We start from the raw sequence: 11,772 nt of genomic DNA, 5'->3' as shown, positions 1-11,772 counted from the left end.
TTTCCAAACCGGAGCAGCCGCTTAACCTGCCCCGACAGACCCGACAGCTGGACAGATTGCATGAGTGACCACCCGCCGCAGCCCGCCATTGCTGCCCGCATCACAAAACGCCTCGGCTCTGCGCTGCACCGCGCCCGATTTTTCGCCTCTCTGCGTCATCTGCATGGGCCAAAACAGCGGATCGCCGCAGCAGATGAGGTGGTTCTGGTCGCGCTGGTGCGCGATGGCGCCTACTATCTGGACGGCTTTTTTGACCATTATCGCCGCCTCGGGGTCGCACATTTTGTCTTTTTCGACAACGGCTCGCGCGAGGGCACACTGGACCGGCTGCGCCAACAGCCCGGGGTGAGCATCCTGCAATCGACCCTGCCCTGGGGAGACTATGAAAACGACTTTCGCAGCTATGCCGCCAAACGCTATGCCACCGACCGCTGGTGTCTCATCGCCGATATGGATGAGATCTTTGATTTTGAGGGCCGGGCAGAGATTGGCCTGCGGGGGCTGACCGGTTTTCTGACCGATCAGGGCTATACCGGACTTATGGCCCAGATGCTGGAAATGTTCCCAAAGGCGCCTCTGTCCACGGTCGCTGCGCTGCCCTACCTGCAGGTGTTGCAGCAATTTGATCACTGCGATATCAGCAGCGTCACCGCCTATGACTACCAAAGCCCTGCGACAGGATTGGGCTATTTTCTGCACCAAAACAAAATCACGCCGCCCGCGCCACAGCTGCTGTTTGGCGGCATCCGTGGCAAGGTCTTTGGCGAGAGCTGCTGCCTGACCAAGCACCCGCTGATCTATGTGGGCGCCGGTGTCACCCCCGCCGTTCATCCCCATGCCTCGACCGGGCTGCGGCTGGCGCCGATGTCGGCGCTGATAAAGCACTACAAATTTGCCAATGATGCGCTGGCGCGGGACCGGGCCTCGGTGGCGGCGGCCTCGATTGCCCATGGCGAAGATCGCCAGCGGCTGGCGGTTTTGCAGCACTCCCCGGATATCAGCCTCTGGTCGCCACAGGCGCAGCGCGCCCCGGCTCTCGCGACCCTGCAACAGCAGGGCTTCCTGCAGGCCGATCCCGCCTATAGTGCCTATCTGGCCAGTCACACAATGAGGCCCCTGAAGAACAGCGAGACCTCACAATGACGGGATCCCCTGCGTACACTCCCCCTCTCATCAGCGCCGTGGTGATAGGCCGCAACGAAGGCACTCGTCTGCTCACCTGCCTTGCCTCGCTGCAACCGCAGATACACCGGCTGATCTACGTCGACAGCGGCTCTAGCGATGGCTCGACCAAAGCGGCGCTGGCGCTGGGGGTCGAGGTGGTGGAGCTGGATATGGCGCGGCCCTTCACCGCGGCCCGCGCCCGCAATGCAGGGCTGGACCGGTTGCAGGGCGAACAGGGGTTTGTGCAGCTGGTTGATGGCGATTGCGAGGTGGACGCCAGCTGGATCCCCCAGGCTGCGGCGTTTTTGCAGCACCACCCAGAGGTGGCCGTGGTCTGCGGCCGCCGCCGCGAGCGCTTTCCAGAGGCTTCGATCTATAACCAGCTGTGCGACAGCGAGTGGGACACGCCCATAGGCGAGGCCAGGGCCTGCGGCGGCGATGCGCTGATGCGGCTGGAGGCCCTGCGCGCCGTGGCCGGATACCGCGCCGATCTGATCGCTGGCGAAGAACCCGAGATGTGCCTGCGCCTGCGCCGCAAGGGCTGGAAAATCTGGCGGATTGATGCGGAAATGACCCTGCATGATGCGCAGATGACCCGCTTTGGCCAATGGTGGAAGCGCAGCCGCCGGGCCGGCTATGCCTTTGCCCAGGGCGCTGCTCTGCATGGGGCCTCACCAGACCGGCACTGGGTCACCGAGACCCGCCGCGCCTTGCTCTGGGGCGGGGCTCTGCCGCTGGCTCTGCTGCTGAGCACTGTGGCGATCACCCCCTGGGCGCTGCTGGCCGCAGTGATTTACCCACTGCAGCTGGCGCGTCTCACGCCGCGCATGGGGCTGCGGCCTGCTTGCTTCTCGCTGCTGGGGAAATTTGCCGAATGCGCCGGTGTAGCAGAGTATTTCTGGGACCGCTTGCGTGGTAAAAACCGCAAGATATTGGAGTATAAATAGGCGCTTTCCGCCCGCCCTTTGGCGCCTGCTCCCTTGGCCACAAGGCCTGGATGAATGCGCTGCAGCGCTGGCTCGCCAGAGACAGCGCCGGGCCCAAGGCTGCCAAGTGGGGGGCATAGCCCCCATCTGCAGGCGCGGGAGCCCCCCCTTGCCGGGTTTGCCCCCTGTTCTGCCTAACCCGGTGTTCCCTAACCCGCTCCTGCCGAACCCGGTGCTGCCTAACCCAGCCCTCCCCTACTCGTCCTTCCCCCTCTCGGATCTACCCCTCACGGTCCTGGCAAATCCAGGTAGAATACGGGTGTTCGGGAGCTACAGTTTGGGCCGGTTGCGCAGGGCCTTCCAGATCTGACCGGGCAGAATGGCAAAGCATTTGGCATAGCGTGGCACCATCCGGCCTGGGCTGCTCAAGGCGCGCCACAGCCATTCCATGGCAATCTTGCGTACCCAGAGCGGCGCCCGCCTTTGGTGGCCGCCCAGAAAATCCAACCCCGCCCCAATCGAGGCAAAGCCCACCAGCGGCGCCGCGCTGCGGCCGCGATGGGCCAGGCTTTCCTGCTTGGGGGCGCCCAGGGCCAGAAAACACAGCCGGATGCCCCTGCTGTTCAATTCCGCGAGAATTTCACCGGCCTCGGCGCCTTTGGGGTCAAAAACCCCCGAGGGCGCATGGCACCAGGCCAGATCCAACCCCGGCACCTGCGCCTCCAGATGCGCCTTGGCATCCCGCAGCGCCACCTCGGTGCTGCCCACCAAGGCCACCGGCACACCCGCCGCAGCGGCAAGACGACAGAGCGGCAAAACCATGTCAGACCCCGGCATCAGTTCAACCGGCCGTTTGGCCAGCCGCGAGAGCCAGACAATGGGCCGCCCATCCGCCACCACCAGATCCTGGCCGGCATAGGCCTTCAGGAATTCTGACGACTCGGCCAGTTTCACCAGATGATCCAGGTTCACGGTGGCCAGGGCAAAACCTTCACCCGCCGAAAACCGCCGCAGAACCTCGCTCTCCAGGGCTGCCCGTGTAGGCAGGTTGACTGTAATACGCTGGCCTTGAAACTCAAAAAACACCTGATCACTCCTACGCTGACCCCAAAACCGGAATCCGCCAATTTCCGAGCAGCGCTGCGCAAATACTCCGCAAAAGACCGCTGCTCAAGCCACTCTATCATGACCGGCTGAATATAGCCTTTCGCGCGCGCTCATTTAGCCCTCGAGGTATCACAGGCGCGGATTTTCTCGCGACAGTGCGCCTTGGGTGATGTAATCTGGGGTGATGTCATTTGGGCTCAAAATTTCCCGGTCCAAGCCATCACCCGGCCATCACCCAGCCACCACCCGGCCACCAAATGCCCATCGCGCTGCCGCAATTGGAGACTAAACTCACCTCATGCCCAATGCACTTGCCTCTTTGATGCTGCTGCTCTGGCCCGTGGTCAGCCTGGTGCTGTTCCGGCGTTTACCGCTGGAACGGGCAATTCTGTGGTGCATTCTGGCGGGCTATCTGCTGCTGCCCCCGGTGGCCGAGTTCGACCTGCCACTGGTGCCTGATATGGATAAATTCACCATTCCCTCGGTCACGGCTTTTGTCCTCTGCATCGGGTTCATGCGCAAAAAGGTACCGCTGCTGCCGCGCCACCCACTGGCGCGAATTCTCATGCTGCTTTTTATCCTTGCGGTGATTCCAACGGTGATGACCAATGGCGACCCGGTGATTTTTGAAGTGCTGGCAGATGCCGATCCAATTGTCTTTGTCACCGATATGCTGCCGGGGCTCAGATGGCGGGATCTCGGCTCGGTTATGATCAACCAAGTGATCATCTTGATGCCCTTCTTGCTGGCGCGGCGCTATCTGTCCTCGCCTGAGGGACAAAAGGAACTGTTGCTCGCGCTCTGCATCGCCGGGCTGGCCTATTCAATCCCCTCGCTGATCGAGATCCGTCTCAGCCCGCAGATCAATATTATGGTCTATGGCTTCTTCCAGCATGATTTTGCGCAAACCATGCGTCAGGGCGGGTTTCGCCCCATCGTCTTTATGCCGCATTCCCTGTGGCTGGCCTTGTTTATGTTTTCCGCAGTCCTGGCCACCGTGTCACTGGCCCGTGCCGCCGAGGGGCGGGATCGCCTGCGGTTTTTCGTTGCCTCGGCCTATTTGTTCTTTGTTTTGGTGCTGTGCAAAAGCTTTGCCTCGCTGGCCTATGGGCTCAGCTTTGTGCCGCTGGTGGCGCTGGCCTCACCGCGCTGGCAAATCCGTGTCGCCATCGCTTTGGCGGCAGTGGCAATCACCTATCCGATGCTGCGAAATCTCGGCTTCATTCCCACCGAAGCCATCCTGGCCCAGGCCGAAGCCATCAGCTCCGAACGGGCGCAGTCTTTGGGCTATCGCTTTGACAATGAGGCGATGCTGCTGCAGCGCGCCGCGGAAAAACCCTGGTTCGGCTGGGGCGGCTGGGGCCGCAATCTGGTACGCGAGCTGGAAACCGGTGCCATCATTTCGATCCCGGACGGCCATTGGATCCTGGTCTTTGGCACCCTGGGGTGGCTTGGCTATCTGGCCGAGATGGGATTGCTATCGCTTTCTATTGTGTTGCTCGGAATTGAGATCCACCGCCGCAGGCGCCAGGATATCTCGCCCTATGCGACGCCCATCGCGCTGATCCTTGCGGCCACCATGGTGGATATGATGCTCAATGATACCCTGGTACCGATGACCTGGCTCTGTGCGGGATCCCTTCTGGGCTATGCCGAGCGGCTGCGCTACCCGGACCTGTTTGAAAAACCGCGCGCCCTGTTTGAGGGCAAGCAGATCCTGATGCCGCAGACTCTTTCCCCAAAGTCACGTAGCCATATATAATGCCTTATTGTTTTCGCTTTTATACCCGCTTTCAACACCAAGCCTTCACAGATTTGCCGCAGTGATGAACCAATTTCGCCTTGGGTAACAAGGAATCGTAACCGCAGCGCAGAACAGCTGGCAACAACCGCCAATCTGCCTGCCGAATGCGCCCCTGACCTACCCGCCAGACAATGGCCTCTCCTGGGGCACCGAACTTCGCTCATTGGCAGAGCGGGGATTGCAGGCAGGAGAAGCACCCCAGATTTGCCAAATGTAGAGGTCAATGTTTGTCGTGGTAAAGACAGCAGATCAGAACCCGGGCGCGCCGCAGTATAGCGGCGATATCGCCATTGTTGGCATGTCAGTCAATGTTCCCGGCGCCGAGGGCGTGCAGACCTATTGGAACAACCTGCGCAACGGCATTGAATCCATCGTACCGCTGGAGCGCGACGCCCTGCTGGACGCAGGTGTACCCGCCACCACCCTGGCCGATCCAAACTATGTGCCCCACGCTGCTCTGCTGGAGGGCTTTGCCGATTTTGATGCCGAATTCTTTGGCTTCAGCCCCAAAGAGGCTGCGATTCTAGACCCGCAACACCGCAAATTCCTTGAGGTCGCCTGGAGCGCCATGGAAAACGCCGGCCATCCGCCCGAAAGCCTGTCAGAGCCCATCGGCGTCTATGCCGGTTGCGGCATGGGCAGCTACTTCTATTTCAACATCTGCTCCAATCCCGGTCTCGTGGACGAGGTGGGCATGTTCCTGCTGCGCCACACCGGCAACGACAAGGATTTTCTCACCACTCGCGTCAGCCATATCTTTGATCTCAAAGGACCTTCGGTCAATATCCAAACCGCCTGCTCCACCTCTCTGGTGGCGGTGCATTACGCCTGCAAGGCGCTGCGGAGCGGCGAATGTGGCATGGCGCTGGCCGGGGGAGTCACAATTGATATGCCGCAGGGGCGCGGCTATCTTTATAAAGAGAATGAAATCCTGTCACCCGACGGTCATTGCCACGCCTTTGACCACCGCGCCCAGGGCACCGTCTTTGGCTCTGGCGCAGGCGCGGTTGCCCTGCGTCGGCTTGAGGATGCACAGGCCGACGGCGATCATATCTGGGCGGTGATCAAGGCCAGCGCCATCAACAATGACGGCGCCGACAAGGCCGGCTATCTGGCGCCCTCGGTTGGCGGACAGGCCAGTGCCATCCGCCAGGCGCTGGACGCGGCGGATATCTCAGCCGAAACCATCGACTATGTGGAATGCCATGGCACCGGCACCTATCTGGGCGATCCAATCGAGGTCTCGGCCCTGACCGAGGCTTTTCGCGACAGCACCAAGGCCCAGGGCTATTGCCGCATTGGCTCGGTCAAAACCAACATCGGTCATCTTGATACCGCCGCCGGCATTGCCGGGCTGGTGAAAACCTCGCTGGGCTTGAAGCACCGGGAAATCCCCCCCTCTCTCAGCTATGAAGCGCCCAATCCGGCCATTGATTTTGACGGCTCGCCCTTCAAGGTCAATAACCGCCTGACGCCCTGGAGCTCGCACAGCGGGCCGCGCCGGGCCGGGATCAACGCGCTTGGCGTCGGCGGCACCAATGCCCATGTCATTCTGGAAGAAGCCCCCGCACGCGGGCCTTCCGAAGACAGCGACTTCCCCTTTCATGTGCTCTGCCTGTCGGGGCAGTCCAAGGCGGCGCTCAACGCCAATGCCACGGCCCTGGCCGACTATCTGGAGACCAACCCGGAGGTCGATCTGGCCGATGTGGCCTATACCCTGAAACAGGGACGACGCGGTTTTGGCAAACGCCGGGTGCTGGTGGCTGAAACGGCAACCCAGGCCGCCGCGCTGCTGCGGGCCGGCGATCCGCGCCAGGTCTTTGACCATGATCGCCTTGGTGACGCGCCAGAGGTGGTCTTTTCCTTCCCCGGCGGTGGGGCGCAATATGCAGGCATGGCCCGTGATCTCTACGAGACCGAGCCGGTCTTTGCCGATTGGATGGACCGGGGGCTGGAGCATCTGCAGCCCAGCCTTGACTATGACATTCGCGCGCTGTGGTTGCCGGAAGAAGGCGATGAAGTGGCTGCCAATGCCCAACTGCAACGCCCCTCGGCGCAGTTGCCGCTGATCATGATTGTGGAATATGCGCTGGCACAGCTCTGGATCAGCTGGGGCATTCGCCCGGCTGCCATGGTGGGCCATTCCATGGGGGAAAACACCGCCGCCTGTCTGGCCGGGGTGATCTCCTTTGAGGACTGCATTGATCTGGTGCTGCTGCGCGGACGCCTGTTTGATCGGGTGCCTGCGGGCGGCATGTTGTCAATTGCCCTGCCGCTGGCCGAGGTAGAGGCGCTGATCGGCGATGATCTCGATATTGCCAGCGTCAATGCGCCCAGCCTCACCGCCGTCTCTGGGCCGCAGGCCGCGCTGGACAGGCTGGCAGAGGCGCTGACGAGCCGCGACATCGACCACCAGCGCATCCAGATTGATATCGCCGCACATTCGCGGATGCTCGACGGTATTCTGGCAGAATATCGCGCCTTCCTCGCCGGGCTGACCCTGGCCGCACCACAGATCCCGGTGATCTCCAACCGGACCGGTCAGCCGCTAACGGCAGAACAGGCCATGGATCCCGACTACTGGGTTGGCCAGCTGCGCAATACGGTGCATTTTGCCGATTGTATCACCAGCCTTGCCGCCACACCGGGGCGGGTGTTCCTCGAGGTCGGCCCCGGCAAGGCGCTGAGCGCGCTGACCCAGATGTCGCCCGCGGTGCAGCCCGGACAGGTGCTCAGCGCCCTGCGCCACCCGGAGCAGGACATCATGGATGACGCCTATTTCTTTGGCGTCATCGGCCGGCTCTGGGCCTGCGGGGTTGAGGCCGACTGGGATCAGATCTGGGGCGAGGCCAAGCGCCACCGCCTGCCGCTGCCCGGCTACCAGTTCCAAAGAAGCCGCTATTTCATCGCGCCGGGGACACAACAGCAGCAGGAAGACGCCGCGCTGCCCCGGCGCCATGACGCGATCCGCGACTGGGGCTACCGCCCCGCCTGGCGCCCCCGCCTGGCCGATTGCCCCCTGGATATTGCGACAGACCTGGGAGAAACACCGCAGAACTGGCTGATCTTTGCCGATACCTGTGGGCTGGCAGCCGCCACCGCCACCCGGCTGCGTGCCGCGGGTCATCGCGTCAGCATGGTGCGCCCCGGCGACACCTACGCACGGCTTGCGCCCGACGACTATATCCTGCCGCCCGAACAGGGGCGTCTCGGCTATGGCGCTCTGCTTGCAGATCTTGCCGAGGCAGAGGCGCTGCCCCATCGCATTGCCCATTTCTGGCTTGTCACCGGCCCGGAAGAACACTTCCGCCCCGGCTCATCCTTCTTTGACCGCAACCTCGAGATGGGGGTTTCCTCCCTCACTGCGCTGGCGCAAGAGCTGGGCGGCCTGGATCTGGATCACCCCCTCCATCTGAGCATCTTTACCACTGGCGCGGCACAGCTCAACGCCGAGCCCCTGCCCTACCCGGAAAAATCGATGATTGCCGGCCCCGCCGGGGTGATCCCACGGGAATTCCCCGGGATCACCTGCGCCACGGTGGATATCGAACTGCCGGCACAGCCCGGGCTTATCGCCACGTTGCGCGGAGCCGCGCCGACCGATCTGACCCCGCGCCTGCTGGAAGAGCTGATGGCCGAGCCCGCCAATGCCGTGGTGGCCTGGCGCGGCGACAAACGGTTTGAAAAAAGCTGGCGCAGCCAGGCCCTGCCAGAGGCCTCAGCTGAGCCAACACCGGATCAGCCCGGCTTCAAACCCGGCTTCAAACCTGGCGGCAGCTATCTGATCACCGGCGGCTACGGGGGTATCGGCCTGGCCACAGCGGCGCATCTCATGCGCCATTATGGTGCCAAGGTGGCGCTGGTCTCGCGCCAGGGCCTGCCACCGCGCGCCAACTGGCCACGCTATCTGGCCAGTCACAGCCCCGCCAATCGTATCGCCCAGCGCATCCGCGCCGTGCAACAGCTGGAAGAAATCGGCTCAGGTGCCGTGCTGCCCCTGACGGCAGACATCTGCAACAGCGCCGAGATGCGCAGCGCCCTGAGCAAAGTCGAGGCCGAATTTGGCCGCCTCAACGGGGTGATCCATGGCGCCGGGATCATCGACGACGGGCCGATTCTGGCCAAAACCGAAGCCCAGATCGCCCGGGTTCTGGCCCCCAAGGTCACCGGCCTGCGGGTGCTCGACGACCTGTTCCCGGATGGCAGTCTTGACCTGATGGTGCTGTTTTCCTCCTCCTCGACGGTCACCCGGCCCGCTGGGCAAATCGACTATGTCGCCGCCAATGAATACCTCAACGCCTATGCCGCCCATCGCCAGGGCGGTCAAACCCGCGTTGTCGCCATTGACTGGGGTGTCTGGGCTGACACCGGCATGGCCGCCGAAGCCATGGCCGCGCGACAGGGCGCCACCGCCCCAACCGAGCGCCAAAGCTGCGCCCAGCCCCTGCTGGAGCAAACCGGCTTTGACGCCTATGGCAATCCGATCTTTGCCAGCCAGTTGGACGCAGCCCGGTCCTGGCTGTTGGATGAACACCGCACCAAAGGCGGCACCGCGCTGGTGCCCGGCACCGGCTATATCGAATGGATCGCCGAGGCGCTGGCCGCCCAGGGGCTGCAAGCACCGTTTGAAATCAAGGACCTTACCTTTCTGCGCCCGCTGGTGGTCGCAGAGACCACCCCGCGCGAGGTGGTTTTGCGGCTGCAGGCGCAGGATGCGGGCTATGATTTTGCCACCCACAGCGCCCTGCCTGCGGGCGGCTATGCGCTCAACGCCGAGGCTGAAATCACCCTGCTGCCCGACACCAATAGCCCTCCATCGCTGGATCTTTCCGCCATCCGGGCCCGCTGCCCGCAGGTAGAGAGCGCCACAGCCGAGAGCCCCCTGCGCTCCCCGCAAGAGGCACATCTGGACTTTGGTCCCCGCTGGCAGGTCCTGCAACAAACCGCCTTTGGCCCGTCTGAAGGCCCGTCTGAAGGTCTGGCCCGCCTGCAGCTGCCCCAGGCCGCGCAGGATGATAACTGCCTGCTGCCTCCCGGTCTGATGGATCTGGCAACCGGCTGGGCCATCTCGCTGGCACCCGGCTATGAGGGCAAGGATCTCTGGGTACCACTGGGCTATCGCAGCATCCTGGTTCTGGCGCCTTTGACAGCAGAGATTTACAGCCATATGCGGCTGCGTTCTGGTGCCACCTGCGACAGCGCGAGTTTTGATGTCACCCTCACCGACACCGAGGGTCGTGTTCTGGTTGAGATCACAGGCTTTCAGATGACCCGGCTTGCCGGTGGCTTTGAAGCCAGGCCTGCTCAGACCAGCGCCGACCACAGCGCCGAGGCGCTGGGGCTTGCCCCCGGCGCCGCGCAGCAGCCCCTGTCAGAAGACGAACGCCGGTTGCAGCTGAACCTAGCCAATGGCATCCGCGCCAGCGAAGGCCCAGAGGCGCTGACCCGGGCGCTTGCCAGCAACCAGGTGCAGATGGTGATTTCCTCGCTGGATCTGCCCGCGCTGATCGAACAGACCGCGCAGGGCACCACCGCGCAGGGCGCGGATCCCGGCCAGAGTTTTGAGCGCCCCCAACTGGATACCGACTACGTGGCGCCCTCCACCCCGGTGGAAGAGCAACTGGCAGAGCTGTTCCAAAGCCTGCTGGGGGTCACCCAGGTTGGGGTAGCCGACAGCTTCTTTGATCTGGGCGGCCACTCGCTGATCGCGGTGCGGCTCTTTGCACAGATCAAACGCCACTATGACCTGGATCTGCCCCTGTCGACCCTGTTTGAAGCCCCCAGTGTTGCCACCCTGGCCGAGTTGCTGATCCAGCGCGGCGCGGGTGGCCAACATGCCAATGCAGATGCCGCAGCCCAGCCCGGTCAGGAGGCCTGCCAAAGGGCGGCAACCTATACACATTTGGTGATGCTGCACCCCGGATCCGGTGGGGATGTAGCACCTTTCTTTGTGGTGGCGGGTATGTTTGGCAATGTGCTGAACCTGCGCCATCTGGCGCTGGAACTGGGCGGCGCGCGCCCGGTCTATGGGCTACAGGCCCGTGGCCTGATCGGCGGCGATGATCCGCATACCAGCATTCCAGAGGCGGCTACGGACTACCTGGCCGAGATCAGACAGATCCAGCCCCAAGGCCCCTATCTGCTGGGCGGCTTCTCGGGCGGGGGCATTACCGCCTATGAGATGGCCCGGCAGTTGCAGGCCGCAGGCGAAGAGACGGCGGCTCTGGTCTTGCTCGACACGCCGCTGCCGGTGCGCCCCAGCCTGAAACCCGTCGACAAGGCGCTGATCAAACTGCAAGAGCTGCGCCGCAAAGGTGCGGGTTATCTGCTGGAATGGGCGAAAAACCGCATCCTGTGGGAACTGAGCAAACGCCGCCAGACCCCAGCCGAGACCGGTCAGGCGCCTGCCTTCAACAACCGCAAGATCGAGCTGGCCTTCCGTCAATCGGTCGAAAACTATGCGCTGCAACCTTGGACAGGGCCGCTGACGCTGCTGCGCCCGCCACTGGACCGCCACTGGCAGGTCTCAGGTGGCAATTGGGTCAGTTGTGAACGGGAATATGTCTTTGCCGACAATGACTGGACCAGCTGGGCGCCTCGTCTGGAGGTGATTGAGGTGCCGGGGGATCATGACAGCATGGTGCTGGTGCCCAATGTGAGCACTCTGGCCGCGGCGCTGAAACCCCGGCTGGCTGGTGTTCCACCTTCGCCACAACCGGCCCAAAAGGACGCCAGCCCGCAGGCTCCCTTTTCACGAGCGGCGGAATGACC

Annotated in this window: 5 protein-coding genes; 4 read left to right on the top strand and 1 reads right to left on the bottom strand. The window is 63.1% G+C overall.

Annotated elements, in window-relative coordinates; translation table 11 throughout:
- The first annotated feature begins 60 nt into the window (after nucleotides 1-60).
- Nucleotides 61-1,143 (top strand): glycosyltransferase family 2 protein, encoded by a 1,083-nt coding sequence (locus ARCT_RS25550; RefSeq protein WP_051360575.1) that lies wholly within the window; start codon nucleotides 61-63, stop codon nucleotides 1,141-1,143.
- Nucleotides 1,140-2,111 (top strand): glycosyltransferase family 2 protein, encoded by a 972-nt coding sequence (locus tag ARCT_RS0106260; RefSeq protein WP_027239292.1) that lies wholly within the window; start codon nucleotides 1,140-1,142, stop codon nucleotides 2,109-2,111. Before ARCT_RS25550 ends, ARCT_RS0106260 begins: the two co-directional genes overlap by 4 nt.
- Before the next feature lie 309 nt (nucleotides 2,112-2,420).
- On the opposite strand, the gene ARCT_RS0106255 is transcribed toward ARCT_RS0106260, so the two are convergent.
- On the bottom strand, nucleotides 2,421-3,176 hold the full coding sequence (locus ARCT_RS0106255; RefSeq protein WP_027239291.1) for a WecB/TagA/CpsF family glycosyltransferase: 756 nt from the start codon (nucleotides 3,174-3,176) through the stop codon (nucleotides 2,421-2,423).
- 319 nt (nucleotides 3,177-3,495) lie between these two features.
- On the opposite strand from ARCT_RS0106255, the gene ARCT_RS0106250 reads away from it, so the two are divergent.
- Nucleotides 3,496-4,959, top strand: coding sequence for a membrane protein (locus tag ARCT_RS0106250; protein ID WP_027239290.1), 1,464 nt, complete (start codon nucleotides 3,496-3,498; stop codon nucleotides 4,957-4,959).
- 265 nt (nucleotides 4,960-5,224) lie between these two features.
- Nucleotides 5,225-11,770 carry a type I polyketide synthase gene (locus ARCT_RS0106245; RefSeq protein WP_027239289.1) on the top strand — a complete coding sequence of 2,182 codons (6,546 nt, stop codon included), beginning with the start codon at nucleotides 5,225-5,227 and terminating at the stop codon, nucleotides 11,768-11,770.
- Nucleotides 11,771-11,772 lie beyond the last annotated feature (2 nt).

This window comes from Pseudophaeobacter arcticus DSM 23566 (genome assembly GCF_000473205.1).
Classification (GTDB): Bacteria; Pseudomonadota; Alphaproteobacteria; order Rhodobacterales; family Rhodobacteraceae; genus Pseudophaeobacter; species Pseudophaeobacter arcticus.
This window is presented reverse-complemented; position numbering and strand designations above follow the sequence as displayed.